The sequence below is a fragment of the Sphingobium sp. TKS genome (genome assembly GCF_001563265.1).
GTDB lineage: Bacteria > Pseudomonadota > Alphaproteobacteria > Sphingomonadales > Sphingomonadaceae > Sphingobium.
In genome coordinates this window covers 1,013,329-1,038,953 of sequence record NZ_CP005083.1, presented here as the reverse complement: position 1 = coordinate 1,038,953, position 25,625 = coordinate 1,013,329, and the positions used below count along the sequence as shown (strand labels likewise).

25 protein-coding genes and 1 tRNA gene are annotated in these 25,625 nt (G+C 63.0%); 13 read left to right on the top strand and 13 right to left on the bottom strand.

The annotated features are described in order from the left end of the window. The 4 genes from K426_RS05185 to K426_RS05170 all read left to right on the top strand — a co-directional run bounded on the left by K426_RS05185 (position 1) and on the right by K426_RS05170 (position 3,650). Positions 1-846 (top strand): flagellin, encoded by an 846-nt coding sequence (locus K426_RS05185; protein WP_066554627.1) that lies wholly within the window; start codon positions 1-3, stop codon positions 844-846. A 245-nt stretch (positions 847-1,091) separates the two neighbouring features. Continuing rightward, positions 1,092-1,955, top strand: coding sequence for a flagellar motor stator protein MotA (gene motA, locus K426_RS05180; RefSeq protein ID WP_066554621.1), 864 nt, complete (start codon positions 1,092-1,094; stop codon positions 1,953-1,955). 3 nt (positions 1,956-1,958) lie between these two features. Next, the gene (locus tag K426_RS05175) at positions 1,959-3,014 is read left to right on the top strand and encodes a flagellar motor protein MotB (protein WP_066554617.1); all 1,056 of its coding nucleotides are present in this window, start codon (positions 1,959-1,961) and stop codon (positions 3,012-3,014) included. 93 nt (positions 3,015-3,107) lie between these two features. Then, the gene (locus tag K426_RS05170; protein ID WP_087575505.1) at positions 3,108-3,650 is read left to right on the top strand and encodes a hypothetical protein; all 543 of its coding nucleotides are present in this window, start codon (positions 3,108-3,110) and stop codon (positions 3,648-3,650) included. 293 nt (positions 3,651-3,943) lie between these two features. Here K426_RS05170 and K426_RS05165 read toward each other — a convergent pair whose 3' ends face one another. From K426_RS05165 to K426_RS05135, 7 genes are all read right to left on the bottom strand, one after another. Next, positions 3,944-5,296: a sensor histidine kinase gene (locus tag K426_RS05165; RefSeq protein ID WP_066554611.1), complete on the bottom strand. Its 1,353-nt coding sequence runs from the start codon at positions 5,294-5,296 to the stop codon at positions 3,944-3,946. Then, positions 5,293-6,012, bottom strand: coding sequence for a response regulator (locus tag K426_RS05160; protein WP_066554609.1), 720 nt, complete (start codon positions 6,010-6,012; stop codon positions 5,293-5,295). The genes K426_RS05165 and K426_RS05160 overlap by 4 nt, the downstream gene beginning before the upstream one ends. Before the next feature lie 72 nt (positions 6,013-6,084). Beyond that, a complete protein-coding gene (locus K426_RS05155; protein WP_066554607.1) occupies positions 6,085-6,717 on the bottom strand; it encodes an EF-hand domain-containing protein in 633 nt (210 codons plus the stop codon). Between the two features lie 136 nt (positions 6,718-6,853). Next, positions 6,854-8,071, bottom strand: coding sequence for an argininosuccinate synthase (locus tag K426_RS05150; RefSeq protein WP_066554604.1), 1,218 nt, complete (start codon positions 8,069-8,071; stop codon positions 6,854-6,856). Positions 8,072-8,230: 159 nt separating this feature from the next. Next, a complete protein-coding gene (locus K426_RS05145) occupies positions 8,231-9,166 on the bottom strand; it encodes a hypothetical protein (RefSeq protein ID WP_145907202.1) in 936 nt (311 codons plus the stop codon). 180 nt (positions 9,167-9,346) lie between these two features. Then, on the bottom strand, positions 9,347-9,541 hold the full coding sequence (locus tag K426_RS05140) for a DUF4169 family protein (protein ID WP_066554600.1): 195 nt from the start codon (positions 9,539-9,541) through the stop codon (positions 9,347-9,349). A gap of 39 nt (positions 9,542-9,580) precedes the next feature. Beyond that, a tRNA-Gly gene (locus K426_RS05135) sits at positions 9,581-9,654 on the bottom strand. A 112-nt stretch (positions 9,655-9,766) separates the two neighbouring features. Here K426_RS05135 and K426_RS05130 point away from each other — a divergent pair. From K426_RS05130 to K426_RS05115, 4 genes are all read left to right on the top strand, one after another. Next, the gene (locus K426_RS05130; protein WP_066554598.1) at positions 9,767-10,690 is read left to right on the top strand and encodes a LysR family transcriptional regulator; all 924 of its coding nucleotides are present in this window, start codon (positions 9,767-9,769) and stop codon (positions 10,688-10,690) included. Positions 10,691-10,818: 128 nt separating this feature from the next. Beyond that, positions 10,819-12,933, top strand: coding sequence for a TonB-dependent receptor domain-containing protein (locus tag K426_RS05125; protein WP_066554595.1), 2,115 nt, complete (start codon positions 10,819-10,821; stop codon positions 12,931-12,933). A 105-nt stretch (positions 12,934-13,038) separates the two neighbouring features. Then, the gene (locus K426_RS05120; protein WP_066554592.1) at positions 13,039-14,154 is read left to right on the top strand and encodes a DUF47 family protein; all 1,116 of its coding nucleotides are present in this window, start codon (positions 13,039-13,041) and stop codon (positions 14,152-14,154) included. Positions 14,155-14,172: 18 nt separating this feature from the next. Continuing rightward, positions 14,173-15,174, top strand: a complete 1,002-nt coding sequence (locus K426_RS05115; RefSeq protein WP_066554590.1) for an inorganic phosphate transporter — start codon at positions 14,173-14,175, stop codon at positions 15,172-15,174. Between the two features lie 61 nt (positions 15,175-15,235). Here the strand turns inward: K426_RS05115 and K426_RS32080 are convergent, their stop codons facing one another. Then, the gene (locus K426_RS32080) at positions 15,236-15,403 is read right to left on the bottom strand and encodes a hypothetical protein (RefSeq protein WP_169576117.1); all 168 of its coding nucleotides are present in this window, start codon (positions 15,401-15,403) and stop codon (positions 15,236-15,238) included. Positions 15,404-15,527: 124 nt separating this feature from the next. Here K426_RS32080 and K426_RS05110 point away from each other — a divergent pair, with 124 nt between their 5' ends. Both K426_RS05110 and K426_RS31195 read left to right on the top strand, forming a co-directional pair. Continuing rightward, complete coding sequence (locus K426_RS05110; protein ID WP_066554588.1) at positions 15,528-16,931, top strand: helix-turn-helix domain-containing protein; 1,404 nt, start codon at positions 15,528-15,530, stop codon at positions 16,929-16,931. A gap of 314 nt (positions 16,932-17,245) precedes the next feature. After that, on the top strand, positions 17,246-18,256 hold the full coding sequence (locus K426_RS31195) for a hypothetical protein (RefSeq protein ID WP_145907200.1): 1,011 nt from the start codon (positions 17,246-17,248) through the stop codon (positions 18,254-18,256). A gap of 294 nt (positions 18,257-18,550) precedes the next feature. On the opposite strand, the gene K426_RS32910 is transcribed toward K426_RS31195, so the two are convergent. Next, entirely contained in the window at positions 18,551-19,369 is an 819-nt protein-coding gene (locus tag K426_RS32910) for a cold-shock protein (protein ID WP_066554585.1), read from the bottom strand. A 244-nt stretch (positions 19,370-19,613) separates the two neighbouring features. Between K426_RS32910 and K426_RS05100 the strand changes: the two genes are divergently transcribed. The 3 genes from K426_RS05100 to K426_RS05090 are packed head-to-tail and all read left to right on the top strand — an operon-like array spanning position 19,614 to position 21,441. Then, complete coding sequence (locus tag K426_RS05100; RefSeq protein ID WP_066554583.1) at positions 19,614-20,231, top strand: ribonuclease D; 618 nt, start codon at positions 19,614-19,616, stop codon at positions 20,229-20,231. Between the two features lie 8 nt (positions 20,232-20,239). Further along, positions 20,240-20,887 carry an LPS export ABC transporter periplasmic protein LptC gene (locus K426_RS05095; RefSeq protein WP_066554580.1) on the top strand — a complete coding sequence of 216 codons (648 nt, stop codon included), beginning with the start codon at positions 20,240-20,242 and terminating at the stop codon, positions 20,885-20,887. Next, positions 20,887-21,441, top strand: a complete 555-nt coding sequence (locus tag K426_RS05090; protein ID WP_066554578.1) for an LptA/OstA family protein — start codon at positions 20,887-20,889, stop codon at positions 21,439-21,441. The genes K426_RS05095 and K426_RS05090 overlap by 1 nt, the downstream gene beginning before the upstream one ends. Here K426_RS05090 and K426_RS05085 read toward each other — a convergent pair. From K426_RS05085 to K426_RS05070, 4 genes are all read right to left on the bottom strand, one after another. Then, the gene (locus K426_RS05085; protein ID WP_066554573.1) at positions 21,416-22,030 is read right to left on the bottom strand and encodes a histidine phosphatase family protein; all 615 of its coding nucleotides are present in this window, start codon (positions 22,028-22,030) and stop codon (positions 21,416-21,418) included. The two genes, K426_RS05090 and K426_RS05085, sit on opposite strands and share 26 nt — an antisense overlap. 1 nt (position 22,031) lies before the next feature. Then, the gene (locus K426_RS05080) at positions 22,032-22,853 is read right to left on the bottom strand and encodes a 3-deoxy-manno-octulosonate cytidylyltransferase (RefSeq protein WP_066554570.1); all 822 of its coding nucleotides are present in this window, start codon (positions 22,851-22,853) and stop codon (positions 22,032-22,034) included. Positions 22,854-23,001: 148 nt separating this feature from the next. Next, on the bottom strand, positions 23,002-24,009 hold the full coding sequence (locus K426_RS05075; protein ID WP_066554567.1) for a KpsF/GutQ family sugar-phosphate isomerase: 1,008 nt from the start codon (positions 24,007-24,009) through the stop codon (positions 23,002-23,004). Positions 24,010-24,340: 331 nt separating this feature from the next. Further along, positions 24,341-25,336, bottom strand: a complete 996-nt coding sequence (locus K426_RS05070) for an NAD-dependent epimerase/dehydratase family protein (RefSeq protein ID WP_066561387.1) — start codon at positions 25,334-25,336, stop codon at positions 24,341-24,343. Positions 25,337-25,625: the final 289 nt, after the last annotated feature.

Below are 25,625 nucleotides of genomic sequence, written 5' to 3'. Positions count from 1 at the left end.
ATGGTAGGCATCACCAACAAGACCCTTCTGGCCGAAATCCGCCGTCAGCAGCAGCTCTCCCAGGGCATTGTCGACGGCCAGACCGCTATTTCGACCGGCAAGACGCTCACCAAGCCATCGGACAATGCGCTCGCCTGGGTGCAGGTGTCGGACATCGGCCGGGCGCAGGCGCAACAGGCCGCCTGGCAGTCCAATGTCAGCACCGGCACGACACGCGCCGCCAATGCCGAATCCAATCTCGGTGAGATGAACACGCTGCTGACCCGCGCGCAGGAACTGGTGACGGCAGCGCGCAACGGATCGCTGAACGACGCCAGCAAGACCGCGATCATCGAGGAAATGAAGACGATCCGCACGACGGTCGATTCGCTGCTCAACCAAAAGGATTATAACGGCGTCCCAACCTTCGACGACGGGCAGAGCGTGCTCGTTCCGGTGAGCCGCGGCCTTAATCTCGCGGTGGTCGGCACCCGGCAGGAAGTGTCCGAAGGGATCGACGTGAACGGCACGCCGATGACGCTGGACGACATATTGGGCCAGAGCATCACAGCCTTGCAAAGCGGCACCGACACCGATGTCATCGCCGCGCTGGACGCCATAAAGGCGGGGCAGAATCACGTCATCTTGGAACAGACCAAGCAGGGCGTGCGCAGCGACCGGCTGGACGTGATCGGCACGCGCCTCACCGATATCGACATCGATCTCAAGGAACGGCGCGCCGATCTGGAATCGACCGATCTGACCGAGGTCATTTCCTCGGTATCGGCCAAACTGCTCCAGTTGAATGCAGCGCAATCCGCCTTTGCGCGGATCAACCAGCAGACGCTGTTCGATCTGATCAAATAAGCAATAAGCTGTCGGGCTGACTTGGCTCCGTGCTCCTGCTCTCGCGGGAGCACGCCGCGCTTATATGACGCCATCCCCCTATAACATACTGAAATGTTTTTATTTCCTGTCGGCAATACCGCCACGGATTTTTCGACTGGCGCCCTAAACCATCAGATAACCAAGCCGTATTAACCAATCGAGAGCGTCTTTCATGCGATGCTTCGATCAAGACGGCGCCTTCGGGCAGAATTTCGGGGATAATCATGTTCGCAATCATCGGCCTGGTCGTGCTGCTCGCCATGGTGTTCGGCGGCTTCATCTTTACAGGCGGCGACATCGGCCCGGTTCTGCATGCGCTTCCCCATGAAATGATCATCATCGGCGGCGCGGCCGTCGGGGCGCTCATCATCGGCAATTCGGGGGCGGACCTGAAGGCGCTGGGCGGCGGACTGGGCAAGGTGTTCAAAGGGCCGAAATACAAAAAGCAGGATTTTCTCGACTGCATCTTCCTCGTCTCCAAGCTGATGAAGACGCTGCGGGTTGAAGGGCCGGTGGCGCTGGAGCCGCATATCGAGGACCCGAGCAGCTCGGTCATCTTCTCCGAATATCCCCGCCTGATGGGCGACAAGACGCTGATCCACCTGATCAGCGACACGCTGCGGCTGGTGGTCGTCTCCTCCGGCACGCTCGATCCCCATGCGGTCGAGGAGGTCATGGATAATGCGCTCAAGACCCATCATCATGAGTCGCTGAAGCCCGCCGACAATCTTCAGGGACTGGCCGACGCGCTTCCCGCGCTGGGCATCGTCGCGGCAGTGCTGGGCGTGGTGAAGACCATGGGTTCGATCGACCAGCCCCCGGCCATATTGGGCGGCATGATCGGTTCGGCGCTGGTCGGCACTTTCCTGGGCGTGTTGCTCGCCTATGGCATGGTCAATCCCTTCGCCAATCGCTGCCGCGCCGTGATCGAGGCGGACGGGTCGATGTACCATGTCGTCAAGCAGATCATCGTCGCCTCGCTGCACGGTCATCCGCAGCCGCTGGTGATCGAGGCGGCGCGCTCCAGCCTGACCCATGCGAACCAGCCGGCCTTTGCCGAAGTGTTCGACGGCATGCGGGGCAAATAAGCCATGGCGGAGAAGAAGCGCGGGGCGAACGAGCCCGAACCCCGGCCGATCATCGTCAAGAAGATCATCGTCGAGGGCCATGGCGGCCATCATGGCGGCGCGTGGAAAGTGGCCTATGCCGACTTCGTGACGGCGATGATGGCCTTCTTCCTGCTGATGTGGCTGCTGGGCGCGACCACGGAAAAGCAGCGCAAGGGGCTGGCGGACTATTTCACGCCGACGCTGGTGCAAATGAAGGAAAATTCGGCCGGCTCCAACGGCATGTTCGGCGGCGACAGCATGATGGGCAAGGAAAATTACCCGACCACCGGCGGTCAGGGCAATCTGGCCATCACCATGCCGCGCGACGCGTCGGGCACGAAGGATCAGGGCGGCAAGGCCACCAAGGCGGCCGACCGCGCCAAGTTCGAATCGATCAAGAAGGAACTGGAGGCGCGCATGGCCCGCCGCCAGGGCATCAACAAGCTGCGCAAGAATGTCCGCTTCACCGAAACGCGCGAAGGGCTGCGCATCGACCTGATCGACGAGGCCGATTTCGCGATGTTCGCCATGGGGACCGACCGGCTGCTGCCGCAGGCCCGCGAACTGGTGGACGAGGTGGCGAAGACAATCCAGACCATGCCCAATCCGCTGATCGTGCGCGGGCATACGGACGGGCTGCCCTATAGCTCGGGCCAGACGATGAACAATTGGATGCTGTCATCCGCCCGCGCCGAAGCGACCCGCAAGGCGCTGGCTGCAAGCGGCATCGGCAATGACCGCTTCGCCCGGATCGAGGGCGTGGCCGACCGCGAGCCTTTCGCGAAGGGCGATGTCTACGATCCGCGCAACCGGCGCATGTCGATCATCCTGGGGTGGAGCCGGGGTGCGGGGGACAGCGATTCGGATGAGCAGGTTGACGCGGAAACCAAGGCGGCGATCAAGGAACGCGACAATCCGATGACCATCGCCCGCAGTGAAGCGCAGAAGCTGGACATGGGCGGAACGAGTCTGCCTGCCGGGGCGCAGTTGCTCAACCCAACCGCGAAGGGCACCTCGAACAAGCCTGGCAAGCATTGAGGCGAATTGGCTGATTTGGGTGGCTTTGCGACTGACTGCAATTCGATACAAAAACGTCCATAGCAGTCATGCGTCAGAGGGATTATTGAACCTGTGATATCGGATCAACAGCAACAATTTCAGAAAGCCATATATCGGAGTTTGCTGCGCGTCACCCTCGTTTGGGGCGTCGATCTCGACAATGCCAAGTCCAATCCCGTTTTTTGGCACGACGGGGCATTGAACTATATCTCACCCATGTCTCATGATGAAGCGGTGTTTGATTACCTTCGAGGCAGAGGATTGATGAGCGAGGGGCATAATCACGCTCACCGGCTCGAATTTCTATTCGATAAACTTGATGAAGTGGCCGACGCCGACTTCACAAGGGGTTTGGATTTCGAAGAAGTTTTAGGTTTTCTGGTAATGCAACTGGCTTATCGGTTTAATTATTTGAGCCTATCTCAACATGGCGAATTTCGGTTGCAAACTGGCAACGACGAGAGGGACAATGAGGTCAACGCACTTCTGCGGCAAATATCGGCGTTGGGCTATTTAGAGGAAGTATCGCAGCAATCCGCTGCGAGCGCTTATCGATGGACGAATAAAGCCGCACCCATGCTCAAAAAATATTTATTTTGCGAGTTAAAGGAATAGCGTCCGCTATGTGCGGCACAAGCTCGATCGTCTAACGTCCGCTAGTGGTCGATTTCAGCCCCTCCCCTTATGGCCCAAGCCAAGCCTCAACTCACCCGTAACCCAATGGCCACAGGCTCCTCACAAAAACATCCTATTACTCCATCAACGCACAATTAAGCCTGTCCTATTCCGCGCCGACCGGCCTATCCCACATCCCTTCTTTGAAACGTCCGACACATCACGCCCTCACGCCTACGCGCGCCCAGGCACGCGCGCGCATACACTGTGAACTTCGGCGGAAAATGGCCATTTCAAGCCGGCAAAACCAAACTCGCCTCCAACCCTCCCTGCGCCCGGTTGGCCAGTTTCAACGCTCCGCCATGCTCCGCCATGATCGCCCGCACCAGCGCCAGACCCAGCCCAGCCCCCCCGGTTTCCCGATTGCGCGAGCCTTCGAGCCGGGTGAACGGCTCCATCATCTCCTCCATCCGATCCTCGGATATGCCGGGGCCGTCATCCGCCACGATCATGCGGATCACATCCTCGCCCCGCTCCACCGAGACATGCGCCCGCTCGCCATAGACGATGGCGTTTTCAATGAGATTGCGCAGCGCCCGGCGAATCTGCTGCGGGCGCACATTGGCGACTGCGCGGTCGCTATCGGCCAGATCGACCGGCGAACCCAATTCCAGAAAATCCTCGACCACCGCATCGGCCAGCGCCGACAGGTCGACCTTCTGCCGGGCCTCGCTGCTGCGGCCCGCGCGGGCCAGCGAGAGGATATCCTCCAGCATCCGGTTCATTTCCTCGATCGTCTCGGACATGCGGGCGCGCTCGCCCTCGTCCTCGACCGATTCGGCCCGCACCCGCAGCGATGCCAGCGGCGTGCGCAGATCATGGCCGATCGCGCCCAGCATCCGGTCCTTCTCGTTCAGCATCGCGAAGATGCGGCTGCGCATGGCATTGAAGGCCATGGTGAGTTGTCGGACATCGCCGGGACCGCGTTCCTCGACCGGGTCCGCCGATCCGGTGCGGGCGAATTGCTCCGCCGACCCAGTCAACTGTTTCAATGGCCGCGCCAATCTGCGCCCCACCCACAGCAGCGGCAGCAGCACGATCCCGTACAGGATCAGCGTCTGCCCCACCAGCCATCCGCCAAAGCGCGGCGGCCGGTCCCCGATGCGCGCCTGCGTCAGCGCCCATTTGCCGGGCTCATATTCCACCGCCATGGCGAGGCGCGCCATGCGCATATTGCCGGGCCTTCCCCCGGCCGCCCGCCGACGGAAATTGTCCCAGCGCCGCGGCGGCAGCGCCTGGCTCTGTTCGACCGCATGAATGGAACGGACCGCAAGGCCGATATCGTCGAACATCGCCTTGGCACGACGTTCGACATCGGGGCGGGGTTGTCCCTGCAACACCGGCGCGGCGGCAAGGAAACGCACGCGGCCCCGCCGGTCGGTGTCATCGCCGCGCCGGTCCGGCCGGTTGTCGAGCGCGTCGACGATCCGATAGACGCCCGGCGCGGTCTGGGACGTCAACTCGATCCGCTGGCGTTCGCGCAGCAGCAGGGCAAAATTGATCGCCTGCGCCACGAACAGCGCCAGCGCGACCAGGATGATGATCTGGCCGACAAGGCTTTGCGGCCAAAGACGCAGCCGCTTCACAGCCTGCGCACATCCGCGGACAAAGTATAGCCGCCGCCCCAGACCGTCTTGATCAAGGTGGGATTTCTGGGGTCCGGCTCGATCTTCTTGCGCAGACGGCTGATCTGGTTGTCGATCGCCCGGTCGAAGGCATTGGCCTCTCGCCCCTGGGTGATGTCCAGCAACTGGTCGCGGCTCAACACCTGATTGGGCCGCGTCGTGAAGGCCAGCATCAGATTATATTCCGCCGTGGAGAGCGGCAGCGCCACCCCCTCGCCGTCGACCAACGTGCGTTCCTGCGTCTTGAGCAGCCAGCCCGCAAAGGCATAGGTGGCGCCATCAGGCGCCGTGACGCGCTGGCCGCCGGTCGCGACGCGGCGGAAGATCACCTTGATGCGAGCGACCAGTTCGCGCGGGGAAAAGGGCTTCAGCACATAATCGTCCGCCCCCATTTCCAGGCCCACGATGCGGTCGGTCTCTTCCGATTTCGCGGTGAGCAGGATGACCGGGATCTCACTGGTTTCACGGATATGGCGGCAGAGCGACAGCCCGTCCTCGCCCGGCATCATGATGTCCAGGATCACCAGATCGATCGCATTGGCGTTGAGGCGCATCCGCGCTTCCCCCGCATTTTCGACAGCCGTGACGCGAAAGCCGTTGCGGACGAGATATTGCGCCAGCGGCTCGCGGATCGAACGCTCGTCGTCGACGAGCAGCAGATGGGGTCGTTCGCTCATGGTCCAGTTCTTGTCATGGCTGGTGTGGGGTGGAAGGGCGAAGGCGTGCGATCAACGCCTTCGCCCCTGCCCTTAGTTCGCGGGTGGCGGTGACGGCGGACCCTTGCGGTCGCGCCAGCCGTCGCGGAAGGCCTGCCGCGCCGCCTTCATTTCGTCGGCGGTCACCTTGCCGTCATGATTGGCGTCGGCCTTGTCGAACATGGCGAGCGGGCGGGCCATGAACTCGGCCTTGGTGATGGCGCCGTCCTTCTTCATCTCGCCGCCCGGACCGCCCCCCATGCCGTGTCCCCATCCGCGATGGCCCCGGCCGTCCGGCCCATCGGGCTTGCCCATATGGTCATGCATGCCATCGTGGCCCTGATGCCCGGCGGCAAATTCCGCCTTGCTGATCTGGCCGTTCTTGTCGGTATCCAGCGCGGCGAAACGTTCATCGAGCCGTTGCTGACGGAGGATGTCGCGATCCGCCTGATCGAGCGTCCCGTCCTTGTTCGCGTCGAGTCTGGCGAAGCGGGCTTCCAGCGCGGCGGTCAGTTCCGCCTTGGTGACGGCGCCGTCCTTATTGGCATCGGCCATCATCAACATGCCGCCGCCACGCGCTCCACCAGCGTGGGGGCCGTCATCCTGCGCGAAGGCTAGGTGCGTGGCGGCGAGCCCGCCAACGAACAGCGAACCAACAGCCACCGTGGTCATGAATTTGCGGATCATTGGGGTCTTCCTTCAAAACGCCTGTCACGAACGGCGCCTCGCCGTCCATGAAAACGCTTATCGGGGAGTTTTGTCCCGCAAATTTGTCACGTCACCCGATAAAATGTCGCAATTTGTATCGGGTGACGGACTTTCTTCAGCGGTCGCGGCGTCCCAACAAACGCAAGCGAAGCGCGTTGAGCTTGATGAAGCCCGCCGCGTCGCGCTGGTCATAGGCGCCGGCATCGTCCTCGAAAGTCACGACCTTTTCGCTATAGAGCGAGTTGGGCGATTTGCGGCCGACGACATAGACGCCGCCTTTGTAGAGCTTCAGGCGAACGGTGCCGGTCACCTTTTCCTGGCTATGGTCGATCGCGGCCTGCAACATCTCGCGCTCCGGCGAGAACCAGAAGCCGTTATAGATGAGTTCGGCATAGCGCGGCGCCAACTCGTCCTTGAGATGCGCGGCGCCGCGATCCAGCGTCAGTTGCTCGATCCCCCGATGGGCCAAATGATAGATGGTGCCGCCCGGCGTTTCGTACATGCCGCGCGACTTCATGCCGACGAAGCGGTTCTCGACCAGATCGAGACGGCCGATGCCATGCTTGCGGCCATAGTCGTTCAGCGTCTCCAGCAGGGTCGCGGGCGACATGCCGACGCCGTTGATCGCCACGCCGTCGCCACGCTCGAAATCGACGGTGATATATTCGGGCGCGTCGGGGGCATCCTCCGGATTGACCGTGCGCGAATAGACATAGTCCGGGGTTTCCTCCCACGGATCTTCGAGCACCTTACCCTCGGAGCTGGTGTGCAGCATGTTCGCGTCGGTCGAAAAGGGGCTTTCGCCGCGCTTGTCGCGGGGAATCGGAATCTGGTGCTTTTCTGCGAATTCGATCAGCTTGGTGCGGCTGGTCAGATCCCATTCGCGCCACGGAGCGATCACCTTGATGTCGGGCGCGAGGCCATAATAGCCCAGTTCGAAGCGAACCTGGTCATTGCCCTTGCCGGTCGCGCCATGCGACACCGCATCGGCACCGACCATTTTCGCGATCTCGATCTGGCGCTTGGCGATCAGCGGGCGGGCGATCGACGTGCCGAGCAGATAGAGCCCTTCATAAAGCGCGTTGGAGCGCATCATCGGGAAGACATAGTCCTTCACGAACTCTTCGCGCAGGTCGTCGATGAAGATATGCTCTTCCTTGACGCCCATGAGCTGCGCCTTGGCGCGCGCCGGCTCCAGTTCCTCGCCCTGGCCGAGGTCAGCGGTGAAGGTCACCACCTCGCACTGGTAGGTCTGTTGCAGCCATTTCAGGATCACGCTGGTATCCAGCCCACCTGAGAAGGCAAGAACGATGCGGTTGATCTTGTCGGACATGGGCAACTTTCCTTGAGGCGGGCCTGAGCGGCCATGCAATTACCGGCGGGCCGGTATCAGGCCGGACGTTCCAGTGCAACCGAATCGACGGAACTATAGCATGACGAAGGGGACGCCGATCGAAACCGGCATCCCCTTTTCGACAGAAGTCGATCGGACTCAGCTTGTCCGTGGCTTGAAGACGCCTTCGCGCCTCCGGTCGGAACCGAAGCGATAGACCGTCTGCGCGGGCGTCGTCATCGGCCGGGGCGAATCGGCCGGGGCCGTGACCGGAGCCGACTGGATTGCCGCTTGCTTCTGTTGCTGGGCAAGCAGGAATCTCGCGCGAGTCATCCGCTTCGCATGGGTGCGGAACGGGTTCTCCGGGCTGGGCGGCGCTGCCACCATCGCCTCAAGGGTGCGATCCTCTTCACTATGCGCGGTGACGCTCACCGGGGGCGGAGTCATCAGCGGCATGGCCGGAGCAGGCGCAGGTACGGCTTCCATCGGCGCAGGCTGCCTCACCTCTTCCACCCATTCCTCTTCCACAACGCGCCGCTTGCGCCCGCGCAACAGCGCCGCGCCCGCCAGCCCGACGAGCAGCAGAGAACCGCCGCCCAAGGCCCATAACAGCGCTGGATCGATCCCGGCTTCCGACGGTGGAACGGGCGCCTGGGGCGCAGGCACTGCTGGTTCAGCCGGGGCCGCGGTTTTGGCGGGCGGCGGCGGTGTCGGAGAGGATGCGGCACGCTGTACCGGCGGTTCGGCGCGAGGCGCAGCCGGTTCAACTGTCCGCGCCACCGTCTTGACCGCAGGCTTGGGCACGGCACGCTTCACCGCGACAGGCGGTGCGGGTTCAGCATTCTCAGCCTTGGAAGCCGCGATGGCGGCATCCAAACGCTGCTCGACCGGGGGTGTAGGTTGGACCATCGGCTGTGTCGGCGCGAAAACCGGAGCAGGCGCGGCAGCCTGCGGCGCGGGTTCGGCCTGGGGAACCGCCACCGCCGGGTCGGGGGGCGGTATGACGGTCTGCGCCAACAGCGCGGGGGAACTGAAGGCCAGAACAGCGGCAATCGCGGCCCTGGCCGGGCGAACTGAGCGAGTGTATCCAGTCATAGCCCAGGTTGAACCCGCAAGCTTGACGATTCAGCGCAATGCTCCGCCACCATTCCAGACCAATCGGGCGAAACTGCCGACGAGTTGATCCGAACGCGACCAATCTTAGCAGCCGTTCATCCTTATCAAACACATTCAGCGATCGGCATATTTTCCATTTCCATAGGAAATAAGGAACGGTTACTTGGGATCATCGTCCTTATTGTCCAGACGCGCGCCCTCGATCTGACGGTTCTTCCGTTCTTCTTCCAAAGACTGCGCCTGACGTTCGGCCTTTGTGCGCCCGAATTTGGCGCGGTTGCTCTGCGCCAGACGGTCCTTGTCCGCACGCGCCTTGGCCTTGCGGGCCTGCCGAAGATTGATGATGTCGCCCATAAGAAGGACGGGCCTCTATGAGGAAATGTATTTTAACGGTGGAGCGGGTAGCGGGGATCGAACCCGCATCACAAGCTTGGAAGGCTAGTGCTCTACCATTGAGCTATACCCGCCCGTCAGGTTGAGCGCCCTGCCATCATCGGACAGGGTTCGTCAATATGGCAAAGTGACAAAAGGGGCCAATATCCGCCTTAACCCCACGCGATATTTGCACTAACAGGTGGCATGACCACGCCTTCCCTGCGCCAGTTGGACATATTCGCGCAGATGGTGGCATCGGGCAGCCTTTCGCGATGCGCTCGCGATCTGGGCGTCACTCCTGATGACGTGGCGCGGGATTTGGCATCGCTGGAACTGCGCCTGGGCTACCGCCTGTTCGACGATCTGGCCGGAGAAGCCCGCCTCACCGCGGCGGGTCGGAAAACGGCGCAGGCCATGACCCTGCTGTCGCAGGATCAGCCGGACAATTGGCAAGTCGATCAGGCCGACGACATCGCGCCACCGCCGTCCGGCGCTTCCCTCCCGCCCCCATCGCCCTCGCGGGAGACCATCGTCCTGGCCGCGCCCGCGCCGGTCTTCGGCCATTTTCAGGAGGCTCTGGCAGCTTTCGAGGCGGCAAATGACGATATCGCGATCACGCTCGACCTGACGGTCCATCTGGCCGACGAAGCCGCATGGGCGCTGCATCGGGGCAAGGCCGACATCGCCTATTTCTACGCTTTGGGCGAAACGGAAGACCCGCCCTCCCGCTATGGCTGGTCGGAGCAGATCAACCTCTATGCCGGCGTCGACCACCCACTCGCCCGCAGCGAAAGCGTGGCGATGGCGGAGCTGGCCGACATGCCGACGCTCGCCATGGAACCGCGCAACGGCTTGCGGCTGATCATCGACGAGGCGCTAATGCGCGGCGGCGTGCGGCTGGGCAATCCCGTTCTGGAAACCGACAATCTCTTCGACATCATGACCATCCTGCGCGAAGGGGCCGGTTGCTTCGCCGCCTTCGGCCCGCTGGCGCGTGATCTGGGGCGGATGACGGGGATCAGGCGGATTGCGCTCGAACGCCCTCTGCCAGCCATAGAAGTGCGGCAGGCCGTCCGTCCGCAAAGCCCTGCCGCCGCCGCCGCGCTGGCAGAATTTCTCTTTCTTTAACTGTTATTTGCGGCTGGATGAGGCGATTTCGCGGCCAATGCTTATTCATACGCCGAAGCGGTATTGATATGCTATATCATTTCAGATAGGAGAGCGCATCTCCTCCCGATTCAAGGATGACGAACCGAATGTGTCGTTCCGCGCTGTTGCGTGCCGGTTGCGCCCTATCCGCACTTTCTGCCGCCTTTCCTGCATTTGCCCAAGACGCCGCCAGCGACACCGCGCCACAGGCCTATCATGATCAACGAGCGGACATCGTCGTTACCGCCATCATCCCCCGACGGCAGGGCGACATATTGTCGGGCACCTCCGTGGTTTCGGGCGAAGCGCTGACCCGCGCGCTGCGCCCCACCATTGGCGACACGCTGGCCCACCAACCGGGCGTTTCAGCGACCTCCTTCGGCCCCAACGCCTCCCGCCCCGTCCTTCGCGGCTTCCAGGGCGAGCGCGTCCGCATCCTGACCGACGGCATCGGCAGTTTCGACGTGTCGAACACCTCGGTCGACCATGCGGTGGCGATCAACCCGCTGACCGCCGATCGGATCGAGGTGCTGCGCGGACCGGCAGCGCTGCTCTACGGGTCGTCGGCCATTGGCGGCGTGGTCAATGTGATCGACAGCCGCATCCCGCGCCGCGTGCCCGACGAGCCGGTCCATATCGACGGCATCGCCACCTATGGCAGCGCCGCCAATGAGCGCACCGGATCGGGCGAGATCGAGGCACCGATCGGTGACAAGATCGTGGTCCATTTCGACGGCAGCTATTCGAAGAGCGGCGATCTCGATACCGGCAATTACATTCTGACCCCCGCCCTACGCGCACAGGCCGCCGCCAGCAGCGATCCGGCGATTGAGGAGCTGGCCAGTCTGCGCGGCAAGCTGCCCAACAGCGCGGCGCGGACCTGGGAAGTGGCGGGCGGCGCGGCGCTGATCACCGACGGGGGGAATCTGGGCTTCTCGGTCGCGCATACCGACAATTTCTACGGCGTGCCGGTGCGTTATTCGCTCGATCCCAGTGGCACGGCGGAGCAGGTTCGGCTGCACATGAAGCAGGACCGCGCCGATCTGCGCGCAGAACTGCCGGTCAATGGCGGCTTCCTGGAATCCATCCGCCTGCGCGCGGGCTTTGCCGATTACCAGCATCAGGAAATCGAGGAATCGGGCGCGGTCGGCACGACCTTCTACAACCAGTCGATCGAATCGCGGCTGGAACTGGTGCAAGCCAAGCGGGGCGGCTGGGACGGCGCGATCGGCGCGCAGTTCTTCGCCCGCAATTTCCATGTCGTGGGGGAAGAGAAATTCCTGCCGCGCAACCAGACCGAGCAGCTCGGATTCTTCACGCTGCAGTCCTTCGACCTGGGCACGACGCGGGTCGAACTGGGCGGGCGTTACGAACATACGCGGGTCGGCGCGGATGCCGACGAAACGCTGCTCAACCCGACCTATCATCGCAGCTTCGACGCGCTGTCCGGTTCTCTGGGGATCAGTCAGGAAATCATCCCCGGCTGGCGCGCCGGGCTGAACCTGTCCCGCACCGAACGCGCGCCATCGGCGGAGGAATTGTTCGCGCGCGGCAACCATGCGGGCACACAGGCCTTCGAGCTCGGCAACCCCAATTTCGGGCCGGAAAAAAGCTGGGGCATTGAAGGCACGCTACGCGGCCAGGGCAAGGGCTATACGATCTCGCTGTCCGCCTATCACAATTGGTTCGACGGCTATATCTATGATTCCCTGGCCGATGACAGCGTCTGCATGGCGGTCAATGGCGGCGAACCGCTCGACTTCCCCTGCTATCAGAACCTCCAGGCCAATGCCCGCTATCTCGGCTTCGAGGCGGAAGGCACGCTGAAAGTCGGGCAGATCGGCGGCTATGCCATCAATCTCGATGGGGTGGCCGACTATGTCCGCGCCACCATCAAGGGATCTGGCCCGGCTCCGCGGATTCCGCCGCTCCGCCTGTTGGGGGGCGTTGAATTGCAGGGCGATCGGCTGAACCTGCGCGGCGAGGTCGAACATAGTTTCGCGCAGGATCGCATTGCCGACACCGAGACGCCGACTGACGGCTTCACGCTGGTCAATGCGTCGCTTTCCTTCAAGCCCATCAAGGGCAATGACCGGACGACCATCACCCTGTCCGCCAACAACATCTTCGATGTCGAGGCGCGGCGAGCCGCCAGTTTCCTCAAGGATTACGCGCCCTTGGCGGGACGCGACATCCGGGTGACGGCCCGCCTGTCGATCTGACAAGCGGATCGATTGCGCAATGTGACGATTTTGTTACAAGGCGCCGGTGATTCAGGGGTGGCCATTCATAAGTCATGCACGCCTCGCGGCGTATAAAGGCGGCTGATGCGTCAGATCGCCGCCCTTCCCTATGCGACCGATCCCGATGGGTCGATGCGCATTCTTCTGATCACCTCGCGCGAAACGCGGCGCTGGGTGATTCCCAAGGGCAATCGCATCAAGGGCATGGCCGGCCATCGCGCCGCCGAACTGGAAGCCTTTGAAGAAGCGGGCATTCACGGCATCGCCTGCCCCGCGCCGATCGGCCGCTATCGCTATGACAAGAAGCGGCGGCGGGGCGACACCAAAGAGGCGACGGTCGAGGTTTTCCCGCTTGCAGTGACCGGCCAGTTGCCGCAATGGCCCGAACAAGGGCAGCGGGAACTGCGTTGGTTCCCCGTGGCCGAAGCTGCAAAGGCCGTCGACGAACCCGATCTGCAATCCATTATCGCAGCCTTTCGCGAACCCCCGAAAGACCCGGGCCTGTTCGTGCGGACGTTGTTGCGGATCAGGGAATGGCAAACCGAAAGGACTGGAATGCTGCGCTGGTTTCACGCGCTGATGCCCAAGCAAGGGCGCTTTTTCGAGCAGTTTGAGGATCATGCCGTGACCTTGGTCGCCGGCGCCGATGCGCTCGCCAAGCTGCTCAAGGGCGGGCCGGACATCGATGCCCATATCAAGGAGATTTCGGACCGCGAGCATGAGGCGGACGACATCATCCGCGAAGTGCTGCAGGACGTCCGCCGCATCTTCGTGACGCCGTTCGACCGCAGCGCCATCACGGGCCTGATCGGGGTGATGGATGACGCCATCGACCAGATGAACAAGACCGCCAAGGCGATCTCCCTGTTCGAGGTGAAGGAATTTCCCGCCCAGATGCAGGATATGAGCGCGCTGATCGTCGAATGCGCGCGGATCACGGCGGAGGCGATGCCGCTGCTGCGGTCGCTGAACCTCAATTCGGCGCGGCTGCATGACCTGACCGAGCGGCTGGTGAAGCTGGAGGGTCACGCCGACATATTGCATGAAACGGGCCTCAAGGCGCTCTATGCCCAGGCGCGGCAGGGCAATCCGATGGACTTCGTCGTCGGGAACGAGATTTACAGCCATCTGGAAAAGGTGACCGACCGGTTCGAGGACGTCGCCAATGAGATTTCCGGCCTGGTCATCGACCACGCCTGACCCGGCCAGAGCAAAATCATGGAAGCCCATATCGCTTTACCGCTGCTGGTCGCGCTGATCGGCGTCGCGCTGCTGTTCGACTTTTTGAACGGACTGCACGACGCAGCCAATTCGATCGCGACCATCGTGTCGACGCGGGTGCTGAAGCCGCAATATGCGGTCGCCTGGGCGGCATTCTTCAACTTCATCGCCTTCCTGTTCTTCGGCCTGCATGTGGCGGAGACGGTGGGCAAGGGCATTGTCGACGCCAGCATCATCGATCCGCAGGTGATTTTCGGCGCGCTGATGGGGGCGATTGCGTGGAACCTGATCACCTGGGGGCTGGGCATACCTTCCTCCAGCAGCCATGCGCTGATCGGCGGGTTGCTGGGCGCGGGGACGGCCAAGGCGGGACTCTCCGCCGTGGTGTGGAGCGGGGTGTTCAAGACCAGCGCGGCGATCGTGCTGTCGCCCGCCATCGGGCTGGTGCTGGCATTGCTGCTGGTGCTGATCATCAGTTGGATCTTCCGCCGCTTCACGCCGCAGGGCGCGGACCGGGTGTTCCGCAAGTTGCAGCTCGTGTCGGCTTCGCTCTATTCGCTCGGCCATGGCGGCAATGACGCGCAGAAGACCATGGGGATCATCGCCGTGCTGCTCTATTCGCAGGGCATGCTGACCGGCGATTTCCACGTGCCCTTCTGGGTGGTGCTGAGCTGTCAGGCGGCGATGGGCATGGGCACGCTGTTGGGCGGGTGGAAGATCGTCCACACCATGGGGTCGAAGATCACACGGCTGACCCCGGCGCAGGGTTTCTGCGCGGAGACCGGTGGGGCGATGACGCTGTTCCTGGCGACGCATCTGGGCGTGCCGGTGTCGACCACCCATACGATCACCGGCGCCATCGTCGGCGTGGGGGCTTCGCGGCGGTTGTCGGCGGTGCGGTGGAATGTGGCGTCGAGCATCATCGTCGCCTGGGTCGTGACCCTGCCCGCCGCCGCCGTCATTGGGGCGGCTTTCTATGGCTTGACCCGGCTGTTCTGATACGAAGAGGGTGCGGTCGATTGACGACCGCACCCTTCCTCTCCTGAACCTTTGGGAACGATCAGCTCACCCGGCCGAGGCGGTGGTAGAGATTGGCGTATTTGACGGATTCCGGCTTGTCCTGAACCTCGCGCAGATAATGGGCGATGGCGGTGCGGATCAGGCCGAAATCTTCCTGCGAGAAAACTGCGCGGGAACGGGTGGGTTCGCGTGTTTCGGTCGTTTCCATCTGGGGTTCCTTTCCGTTGGGATGACATCAGAAACCATGAATGACCCCACAAGGTAAGGGCGATTAGTGGCGCGGTGTCATGAGGTGACTTGTTCATACTGTCATTATTTGACATAGTGACAATATGGCTGACGACCGGAAACTCTATCTTGGCCCCAAGCTGCGCGTGTTGCGGCGGGAGCTGGGGCTGAACCAGACGCGGATGGCGGAGGAATTGGGGGTTTCGCCCAGTTACCTGAACCATCTGGAGCGCAACCAGCGGCCGCTGACCGCGCAGATGCTGCTGCGGCTGGCCAATGTCTATGACATCGATATCCGCGATTTCGTCGCCAGCACGCAGGAAGGCGCGGCCAGCGCACTGGGGGAAATCCTGTCCGATGCGCTGGTGCGCGACATCGGGATCGCCCGCGACGAGGTGTTGGAGGTCGCGGAAAATTATCCGGGGGTCAGCGAGGCGATCGGTCGGTTCTACCGCGCCTTGAGCGACTTGCGCCGCCTGCCCGAGCAGGTCGCGGCGGGTCCGGGAAGCGCGGCGCCGCTGCATGCGCCGCTGGACTGGCTGCGCGAGACGATATCGCGGGCGGGCAATCATTTTGCCGAACTGGACGCCGCGGCGGAATCGCTGGCGGAGGAGTTGGGGGACGATCCCTCGGCCATGCAGGCGGGCATCAGGGCGCGGCTGAAGGAACGCCATGGCATGGCGGTGCAGATCGTGCGGGAGGATGTGCTTGCCGGGACGCTGCGCCATTATGACATGCACCGGCGGCGGCTGTTGCTGAGCGAGCGGCTGGCCTCTTCGGGGCGGCTGTTCGCGGTCGCCTATCAGCTTTGCGCGCAGGAACTGGCGGACGCGATCGGCAGCCAGGTGACGCGGGCGGGGCCGCCGGACGAGGACAGCCGCCGCCTCGCCGGGATCGCGCTGACCAACTATGCCGCGGCGGCGCTGATCATGCCCTATGACCGCTTCGCCAAGGCGGCCGAGCAGAGCCGGCACGACCTGCCGCTGTTGCGGGCGCGCTTCGGCGTGTCGATGGAGCAACTGGCGCATCGCCTGACCAGCCTGGGGCGGACGGGCGCGCGGGGCGTGCCCTTCTTCATGGCGAAGGTGGACCGGGCGGGACAAGTCTCCAAGCGCTTCGATGGCGAGGCCTGGCCTTTTGCGCGGCTGGGCGGCACCTGCCCGCGCTGGGACGCGCATGAAAGCCAGGAGCCGGACGCGGTGCGCCCGCAACTGATCGAGACGATGGATGGGCGGCGCTTCGTCAGTCTGACCATCGGTCTGCCAATGGAGGGCGGCGCGCGGGGGCGGTCCGCGATCGCGCTCGGTTGCGAGGCGAAGCATGGGCCAAGGATCGTGCATGCCGACGGGATCGATGTGGAGAAAGGCGCGGCGACGCAGGTGGGGCCGACCTGCCATCTGTGCGAGCGGCGCAACTGCCCCGACCGAGCCCTGCCCCCGGTGACGCGGGCGCTGGATTTACATGGCTATGAGCGGACGGTGGCGCCGTTTCCGTTTCGGCGGGTTTGAGGGAATAGCTGACTCCAAAATGGCAGGTTCCGACCAAAGGCAGGCGTTCATACCAACGTCACCCCGGCCTTGAGCCGGGGTCTCGCTTCCTCATCTACGACGCGTGGAAAAGAAAGCGGGATGCCGGGTCAAGCCCGGCATGACGAGGAGGCTTTGGCTGCTAGCGACCAATGTAAGTCGCTTGAGATTTCGATCAGCGTTCTCAAAAGCGGACATTCCCCGTCGACCGAGCAAATCAAAACACCTTTGCCAGAAATTACATTAGCTTATTTGAATTTGGCGCTATAACAGGCTCCACATGGGGGAAGCGTAGAATGATCGAGGCACGTTCATTTGTTGTGGCAATTGCCGTAACTGTCACAATCCACTTTTCATCAAGTATCGCTGCAACAAAACAGGAGCCTGCCCCTCCGGGTTCGCCTCCCCCTCTAACGGAGGTCGAGCGTAATGTGGGAATTCCTGGCGTCCAGTTTTCTGATGTTATTGAGGCGAAGGGAAAGCCGATTGTTGCGAACGGTGCTATTGGCCCGGATGATACTCTGCTGACCATCCCTTACGCCTATCGATATACGGCCATCGTTACCGAGGATGTAAAGGGTTTCAGTTTCACGGTGGGAGGGGTTCAGGCACCAGCAGGTTCGCCAGGCTATTATGCTGGCTCATTTGTCGTGTCGGGCGGCTACATAGGTTTCGGTCAAACGCCACCAATGGACATGTGGTGCTTTCTACCGCGCGTCGTTGGCGGGAAACGAGAGAACATATGTCTGTTGCGCAATAGTCCGAAACGCGCAGCCATAGCCCCTACGAGAATGAACCCTTATCTATGGGACCACTTCTCGCCGATGACCGGCACGTTTGATTATGTGAACACCCCCATTTTTAAGCGTCAAGCCGTGGAACTGCCTATCAAGCCGATCCTTGAGTATCGGTTTCTCAATTGGAAGAATGACACCGCGCAACTCAGGCTTTATGCCATGGGAAGTCCTGTCAGCCAGATTAGCCTACCTAAGAATGCGAACGGTGACTATCGATTGCGGACTGTAGGCGGTGACTTCCTTCTCAAAAAGGATAGTGCCGAACCGAATTCGGCACGGATCATTGCTGGCGAGAGTGAGCCGCCAATGAACAGTGGTTTCATACGGGTAAAATTAACGATCGATGCAGACTCCCATGCCTCGAACTGCGAAGTGCTTGAGAGCGATGCTCCCAAGCAATTGCAGGAAAAGACCTGTGAAATATTACGAGAGAGAAAGGAAAATTCTCGGTCAGTTCTACCACGATTGAGCAGACGGTCCGATTTCGGCTCCCAGCCGACCAATGGCTGAAAACCTCGCCCACGGACACACCCATATCTGCTAATCCCCGCTAGCGTCCAAATCGACTTTGCTGATCGGTAAGCTGACTTTCCGCTAACCACCCTTGGCAGCCGCTTTAGAAGGGTAATTTAAGCCCTCAGATGGCCCCAATAGAACGGGAAGCCGTACAGCTACCGGGACAACTTCTTGGCGCAGGAACGCCAAGTGAAACATACGGCTTACAAATCTTGTTCCAGTACGAAAAAAGGGGCCGCCGGGCAGGCGACCCCTTCTATCCTCTCCGCGAAAGCGGTCAGATGTTTATCAGTCGGCCTTCGACTGAAGGTTCACGGCCGCGTACTTGCCGCGACGGTCGACTTCGAGTTCGAAATCGAGACGATCACCTTCATTCAAGGCGCTCATGCCGGCGCGTTCTACGGCGCTGATGTGCACGAACGCGTCGGGCTGGCCGTCGTCGCGCTGGATGAAGCCGAAGCCCTTCATGGCGTTGAAGAACTTGACCGTGCCGCTGGCGCGCTCACCCGTGAGCTGGCGCTGCGGGCCGCGATCGCCGCCGCCCGGACGATCACCGAAGCCGCCTGCGCGGGGTTCGCGAGGCGCGCGATCGGTGACGGGGAGCGGTTCGCCCTCGATCTTGAGGTCGGTTGCCGACACCTTGCCGCCGCGATCGACCAGCGTGAAGCCGAGCTGCTGACCTTCGGCCAGGCCGGTCAGGCCCGCCTGCTCGACAGCGCTAATGTGGACGAATACGTCTTCCGCGCCATCGTCACGGACGATGAAGCCGAAACCCTTCTGGCCGTTGAAGAACTTGACCACGCCGGTGCCTTCACCGACGACCTGGGCAGGCATGCCGCGGCCACCGCCGCCGCCACCGCCGAAGCCGCCACCACCGCCGCCAAAGCCGCCGCGGCCACCACCGCCGCCGCCGAAGCCGCCGCGGTCACCGCCGAAGCCACCACCGCCGCCGCCGCCGCCAAAACGATCACCGCCGAAACCGCCACCGCCAAAGCCACCGCGATCACCGCCGAAGCCGCCGCGGCCACCCTCATAGAAACCTTCGTCGCCGAAACCGTCGCGCTTGTCCTTGCCGCGCCCGCCGCGGCGACCTCTATCAAAACTCATGCCCTGTTGGTCACTTTCGCTTCGCCCCAGACTAAACCGGACAAACATGTCGGGCGAATGACATGCAGAATCCACCGCTAGCACGCGGTTTGGGACTCACTATATCAACTTTTCAGGGGAGCGCGAATGATTTTTGAGGCAGGCAAAGGGCCGGAAATGGCGATTTTGGGACCGATTGGGCGCCTTTCGTTCCCCCATGCAGGCGGTGATTGCGATATGGCGGCTTTAGCCATAGAGGGGAATCATGACCGTCCATTTCCATGAAGAGGATCTGCCCGAGGGCGTCCTTGCCCCCGGCCCGATCGCCGTCGATACCGAAACCATGGGGCTGATCACGCCCCGCGACCGCCTGTGCGTGGTGCAGATCAGCGACGGCAAGGGGGACGAGCATCTGGTGCGCTTCAACCCCGGCAGCGATTATGCCGCGCCCCATCTGCGCGCGGTGCTGGCCGATCCGGAGCGGCTGAAGCTCTATCATTTCGGGCGGTTCGATATTGCGGCGCTCAAACATTATCTGGGCGTGGTGGCCGCGCCCGTATATTGCACCAAGATCGCCTCGCGGCTGGTGCGGACCTATACCGACCGCCATGGCCTGAAAGAACTGGTGCGCGAATTGCTGGGGCAGGAGCTGTCCAAGGTGCAGCAGTCGAGCGACTGGGGCGGGCCGGTGCTGTCCGACGCGCAGAAGGAATATGCGGCGTCCGACGTGCGCTATCTGCATGCGTTGAAGGCGGAGCTGGACAAGCGGCTGGTGCGCGAAGGGCGGATGGAGCTGGCGCAGGCCTGTTTCGATTTCCTGCCGCATCGGGCCGCGCTGGACCTGGAAGGATGGCCGGAGATCGATATCTTCGCGCATATGTAAGGGTTTCCATGTCGATTCAGGCCGATCAGCAACGCAATCTGCGCCGCCATTGGGCTAGGCCGGGGGGGAGCCATGACCGGCTGGTCGGGCTGCTCAAGAACTGGCTGCCGGCGGCGGTGGGCGTGCTGGCGGCGTTGCTGGCGACGGCGCCCTTTACCGGCGGGGACAAGGTCAGCTTCGTGCTCGACAAGAACAAGGTCGAGGTGGCGAAGGAGCGGATGCGCGTGACCGAGGCGCTCTATCGCGGGGAGGACAGCAAGGGGCAGCCCTTTTCGCTGCGGGCAGGCTCTGCGGTGCAGAAGAGTTCGCGAGAGCCGATCGTGGATCTGAACGATATGTCGGCGCGGATATTGCTGTCCGATGGGCAGGCCTTGTTGCGGGCGCAGAAGGGCCGGTACGACATGGATACGGAGCGGGTCGCGATCGACGGGCCGGTGCAGTTCGAGTCTGAGGGCGGATACAGGATGACGACGCGGGATGTGGGCGTCGACCTCAAGACGCGGCGGATGCAGAGCGCCGGGCGCGTGGACGGGCGGATACCGATCGGCACGTTCAGCGGCGACCATCTGGAAGCGGATCTGGGCGCGCGGACGGTGACGCTGAACGGGCGAGCGAGCTTGCGTATCGAACAAAATGGCCTCAAAGGGCGAAAGTGATGAAAAAGCCCCTTCTTTTGGTGTCCTTGAGCGTTCTGGGTGCGGCCGGACTGATGTATGTCGGGGCGGATGCGCAGGTGCTGAAGAATCATGACAGCAATGCGCCGGTGAACTTCACCGCCGACCGGATCGAGGTGCAGGACCGCGCCGACCGCGTCGTCGTGTCCGGCCATGTCGAGGTGACGCAGGCGGGCATGACGCTGAATGCGGCGCGGATGACGGTGGCCTACCGGAACCAGCCGGGCGGCGGGACCAACGGGGTTGAGATCGACCGGATCGATGCTTCGGGCAATGTCGTCGTGACCAAGGGGAATGAGACGGCGAAGGGCAATGTCGCCATCTACGACCTCAACAGCCGGCTGATCACCATGTTGGGCAATGTGTCGCTGACGCAGGGGGCGAACCGGCTGACCGGCGGGCGGCTGGTGATCGACCTCAACAGCGGGCGCTCTACCGTGGATGGGCGGGCTGCCGGGGGTGGCGGTTCGGGTGTGACGGGCAGCTCCGGCGGGCGCGTGTCGGGGACGTTTACGGTGCCGCAGCGGAAGAATTGAGCGGGCGTTCGTCCCAGCGGATGAGCTGGGCGCGGCCCGTTTCGTCGATCGCCAGTTCACCGAAAGCGCCGGTGCGGAGTTTGAGGTTCGCCAGCGGCAGGCCTAGCGCGAGGAGCGCAAAGCGGGCGGCGCCGTTGCTGGTGACGAGGAGGTCGGCGCCCTCCCCTGCTTGCGCGAACCAGTCTTTCCAGGCGGCGATGCGGGATTCGGCATCCACGATCCAATCTTTGGGCGCGATGCCTTGCTCGTCCCAGGCGGTGAGAGCTTGCGCGCCGAGGCGGGCGAGGACTTGCGCTTCGGGACGGCCTTCGTCGGGGCCATGATCGATTTCGTTGAGCCAGGGCAGCGGGCCGTCGACGGGGTGGCCGGTGGCGGCGGCGATGCGGGTGGCGGTTTGCCGGGCGCGGAGGAGCGGGCTGCTGTGGAGGCGGCGGATCAGGAGATTTTGCGTCGCGAACCAGGCGCCGAGGCGATCGGCCTGGGCGCGGCCGCTTTCGACCAGCGGAATGTCGGTGCCTGCGCCGATGCGGCGGGCATCGGCGCTGCTTTCGAAAGTGTTGCCGTGGCGGATGATGAAGATGCGGCGCATGTTACGGGACTAGTGGCGGCGTCGGGTCGCCGTGGGTGGCGATCAGGGCTTCGACGCGGGCGATATCGGCTTCGGTGTCGATGCCGGAGCTGTCGAAGCTGGGCGGGCTGACCGGAACGGTGGTGATGGGGATGCCGAGTTCCAGCAGGCGGAGTTGTTCCAGGCCTTCGAGATTTTCGAGCGTCGTCGGCGGGGTGGATTCGAAGCGGGTCAGCGCGTCGAGCGTATAGCCGTAGAGGCCGACATGGCGCCAGACCGGGGACCGATCCCGGCTTTGCCGAAGGACATGCTCGTCCCGGATCGCCGGGATGATGGTTTTGGAGAACCAGAGGGCGCGGCCGTCGGGGGCACGGGCGCAGGTGGTGCCGCTGAAGGGCGAGCGCGTCTTGTGGTCGCGCAGGGCGTCGAGCGCGGGCCAGTCGAGGGCGATGACCGGAGTGGCGACATCGGCGCCGGATTCCAGCGCGGCGATGACGGCCCGGACCGTGCCTTCGGGCTGAAAGGGGCTGTCGCCCTGGAGGTTGACGATGAAGCGAGGTTGGTTCTCGCATTGGCGGGCAGCGGCGAGGGCGCGGCCGGAGCCGGTGGCGATGGCGCTGTCGGTCATGGCGGCATCGCAGCCTGCGGCGCGGGCGTGGGCGGCTATTTCCTCGTCATCCGTGGCGACCAGCAGTTTCGCGTGAGGGAGACCGGCGGTTGCGGCGCGGGCCATGGCGATGGTCCGGTGCAGCAGCGTGCGGCCTGCGATCAGGCGCAGGGGCTTGCGCGGTAGGCGGGAGGAGCCTGCGCGCGCGGGAATGACGACGAGCGTGGGAGAGGTCATCTCAGGTGGAGCGGCGTTGAGGGGCTGTGCGAAATGGCATGTGAAGAAAAGCAGTCAGGCGGCGGGACCGGGCTGTCGCAAGCCACTTGTCTCGCGCCAGTGCCTTCGCAGGAGCACGGTTGCTCTTGGGGCGAGTGACGAGCGCCTCTCAGGCGACGCCTGCGTGGAGCAGGTCGTGCATATGGACAGCGCCGACCAGCCGATCCTTTTCGCAAACGAAAAGGAGGGTGATATTATGGTCGTGCATCAGCCGCAGGGCTTCGGAGGCCAGTTCTTCCGGGCTGACCGAAACGGGTTCCACCGTCATGTGACGGCCGACCGGCTCGTTCATATGGCGGGTGCCGGTGACGGTGCGGCGCAGGTCGCCATCGGTGAAGGCGCCGATCAGTTCGCCCCTGCCGTTGACGACAGCCGTGCCGCCCAGACGGGCGCGGGTCATTTCGATGGTCGCGTCCAGCAGCGAGGCGTCTTCCTCCACGCGGGGCACGTCGCCGCCCGAGGCCATGAGTTCGCGCACCTTGACGAGTTGCGCGCCCAGCCGGCCATTGGGGTGGAATTTGTGGAAATCGTCCGCCGAAAAACCGCGCATTTCCATCAGCGCGATGGCCAGCGCGTCGCCAAAGGCCATCTGGATCGTGGTGGAGGTCGTCGGCGCCAGCGAATTGGGGCAGGCTTCCTTCACATTGGGCATCAGGATGCAGATGTCCGATGCCGCCGCGACCGTGCTGTGCGACCGCGCGGTCATGCCCAGCAGGGGGATGGCGAAGCGCTTGCAATATTGGATGATAGGGCCAAGTTCGTTGGACTCGCCCGAATGGGACAGCATCAGCACCACGTCGTCCGGCGTCACCATGCCCAGATCGCCATGACCGGCGTCGGCGGGGTGCAGGAAGATGGCGGGCGTGCCGGTGGAGGTCAGCGTCGCCGTCATCTTGCGCGCGACGATGCCGCTCTTGCCCATGCCGGTGACGATCACGCGGCCCCGGACATTCATGATGACGCCGATCAGCCGCAGGAAATTGGCCGAAAATTCCCGATCGGTGAATTGCGCCTCAAGGGCGTTCAGCCCCTCCGCCGCGATGGACAAGGTGCGTCGCGCGGTTTCCGCGATCCGCCCGCCTGAGCCGAATGGCACGATCTTCGTTACTGTCGACACGCGTAAGCCCTTTTTTCCACCATCGACGCCGGTTTTTCCAGACTGACGCCTGGTTCCCAGCTTACGATAGCGGCGACGAACCACCGCCCCACGGTGTTCCGCCCTTACCTCGTTCCGCGACCCGACCGGTTGGAACCAACCGGCACCCGGCTGATGTGGATAGGCGTCTTCCCTTAGAATTGGCAATCTATTTCGCAAGTGCGAATGAAGATTTACGCGCCATTAACGCCACAATGGACCAAAAAGCGATCAATCGCTCAATAAGTTCGGCCGATGGCGGAACCTTTTGCCGCCGGGGCTGTTTTGCGCTGCTTTTTGCGGCGCGCCACCTTCATTCGTGATAGGCGCGATACCAGTCGACGAAACGCGGCACGCCGGTTTCGATGCCGGTGGCCGGCGCGAAGCCGATATCCTGCGCGATGGCGCTGATGTCCGCGAAGGTCGCGGGGACATCGCCCGGCTGCATCGGCTGGAAGTCGATTTCCGCCTTCCGGCCGCAGGCATCCTCCAGAACGGCGATGAGGTGCATCAGCTCTTCGGGGCGGTTGTTGCCGATATTGTAGAGCCGGTGGGGCGAGCGGCTGCCGCCCGCCTTGGGCGCGCCGTCATCCTCCGGCGCATGGTCCAGGCAGCCGATCACGCCGCTGACGATATCGTCGATATAGGTGAAGTCGCGCTGCATCCGGCCATGGTTGAACACCGGGATCGGCTCGCCCGCGAGGATTTTCGAGGTGAAGATCCACATCGCCATGTCGGGGCGGCCCCAGGGGCCGTAGACGGTGAAGAAGCGCAGGCCCGTCATCGGAATGCGGAAGAGATGGGCGTAGGTCTCGCTCATCAGCTCGTCGGCGCGCTTGGTCGCGGCATAGAGCGAGACGGGATGGTCGGCGCGGTCCTCGACCCGGAAGGGCAGCGTGTCGTTGCCGCCATAGACGGAGGAGGAGGAGGCATAGACCAGATGCCGCACCCGCCGTTCCCGCGCCACTTCCAGCATGTTGACGTGGCCCGCCAGGTTGGAGCGGACATAGGCGTGCGGGTTGATCAGCGAATAGCGCACGCCCGCCTGGGCGCCGAGATGGATGATCGCGTCGATGGGATGGTCGTGCAGCGCCGCCTGGAGCGCGTCCATGTCGGCAAAGTCCAGTTCGGCAAAGGTGAACAGGCCGCCATGGCGATCATGCAGGGCGGCGATCCGGTCGCGCTTCAGCGAGACGGGGTAATAGTCGTTCATATTGTCGATGCCGAAGACGGCGCGCCCTTGCGCCAGCAGCCGGTCCGCCACGGCCATGCCGATGAAGCCGGCGGCGCCGGTCACGAGGATTGTCATGCCGCGTTGTTCCTGTCTTTGCTTGGCTCGGTTCTTCACAGACTTTCCGGTGGGGGATGTAAAGGGCTTTCCCCATAAGGGGCGTATCAGTCCCTAAAATTGTTGGGGTTGGGGATGGGAATATTGGGGCCGGTCATGGGTGGAAGGTGGAAGGCGGACGCTTCCTGTTTTGTCATTCCCGCGAAGGCGGGAATCCATCTCCCAGCGTTGCATCAAGCGGTTAGGTCAGGAGATGGATCCCCGCCTTCGCGGGGATGACGAACTTCGAAAATGTCCGGAAATGGCCATG

What these genes read in the sequence shown, in the direction of transcription:
- K426_RS05185 (WP_066554627.1), top strand. Translation starts at nt 1, where the DNA reads ATGGTAGGCATCACCAACAAGACCCTTCTGGCCGAAATCCGCCGTCAG.
- motA (WP_066554621.1), top strand. Translation starts at nt 1,092, where the DNA reads ATGTTCGCAATCATCGGCCTGGTCGTGCTGCTCGCCATGGTGTTCGGC.
- K426_RS05175 (WP_066554617.1), top strand. Translation starts at nt 1,959, where the DNA reads ATGGCGGAGAAGAAGCGCGGGGCGAACGAGCCCGAACCCCGGCCGATC.
- K426_RS05160 (WP_066554609.1), bottom strand. Translation starts at nt 6,012, where the DNA reads ATGAGCGAACGACCCCATCTGCTGCTCGTCGACGACGAGCGTTCGATC.
- K426_RS05155 (WP_066554607.1), bottom strand. Translation starts at nt 6,717, where the DNA reads ATGATCCGCAAATTCATGACCACGGTGGCTGTTGGTTCGCTGTTCGTT.
- K426_RS05150 (WP_066554604.1), bottom strand. Translation starts at nt 8,071, where the DNA reads ATGTCCGACAAGATCAACCGCATCGTTCTTGCCTTCTCAGGTGGGCTG.
- K426_RS05145 (WP_145907202.1), bottom strand. Translation starts at nt 9,166, where the DNA reads ATGACTGGATACACTCGCTCAGTTCGCCCGGCCAGGGCCGCGATTGCC.
- K426_RS05140 (WP_066554600.1), bottom strand. Translation starts at nt 9,541, where the DNA reads ATGGGCGACATCATCAATCTTCGGCAGGCCCGCAAGGCCAAGGCGCGT.
- K426_RS05130 (WP_066554598.1), top strand. Translation starts at nt 9,767, where the DNA reads ATGACCACGCCTTCCCTGCGCCAGTTGGACATATTCGCGCAGATGGTG.
- K426_RS05125 (WP_066554595.1), top strand. Translation starts at nt 10,819, where the DNA reads ATGTGTCGTTCCGCGCTGTTGCGTGCCGGTTGCGCCCTATCCGCACTT.
- K426_RS05120 (WP_066554592.1), top strand. Translation starts at nt 13,039, where the DNA reads ATGCGTCAGATCGCCGCCCTTCCCTATGCGACCGATCCCGATGGGTCG.
- K426_RS05115 (WP_066554590.1), top strand. Translation starts at nt 14,173, where the DNA reads ATGGAAGCCCATATCGCTTTACCGCTGCTGGTCGCGCTGATCGGCGTC.
- K426_RS32080 (WP_169576117.1), bottom strand. Translation starts at nt 15,403, where the DNA reads ATGGAAACGACCGAAACACGCGAACCCACCCGTTCCCGCGCAGTTTTC.
- K426_RS05110 (WP_066554588.1), top strand. Translation starts at nt 15,528, where the DNA reads ATGGCTGACGACCGGAAACTCTATCTTGGCCCCAAGCTGCGCGTGTTG.
- K426_RS31195 (WP_145907200.1), top strand. Translation starts at nt 17,246, where the DNA reads ATGATCGAGGCACGTTCATTTGTTGTGGCAATTGCCGTAACTGTCACA.
- K426_RS32910 (WP_066554585.1), bottom strand. Translation starts at nt 19,369, where the DNA reads ATGAGTTTTGATAGAGGTCGCCGCGGCGGGCGCGGCAAGGACAAGCGC.
- K426_RS05100 (WP_066554583.1), top strand. Translation starts at nt 19,614, where the DNA reads ATGACCGTCCATTTCCATGAAGAGGATCTGCCCGAGGGCGTCCTTGCC.
- K426_RS05095 (WP_066554580.1), top strand. Translation starts at nt 20,240, where the DNA reads ATGTCGATTCAGGCCGATCAGCAACGCAATCTGCGCCGCCATTGGGCT.
- K426_RS05090 (WP_066554578.1), top strand. Translation starts at nt 20,887, where the DNA reads ATGAAAAAGCCCCTTCTTTTGGTGTCCTTGAGCGTTCTGGGTGCGGCC.
- K426_RS05085 (WP_066554573.1), bottom strand. Translation starts at nt 22,030, where the DNA reads ATGCGCCGCATCTTCATCATCCGCCACGGCAACACTTTCGAAAGCAGC.
- K426_RS05080 (WP_066554570.1), bottom strand. Translation starts at nt 22,853, where the DNA reads ATGACCTCTCCCACGCTCGTCGTCATTCCCGCGCGCGCAGGCTCCTCC.
- K426_RS05070 (WP_066561387.1), bottom strand. Translation starts at nt 25,336, where the DNA reads ATGACAATCCTCGTGACCGGCGCCGCCGGCTTCATCGGCATGGCCGTG.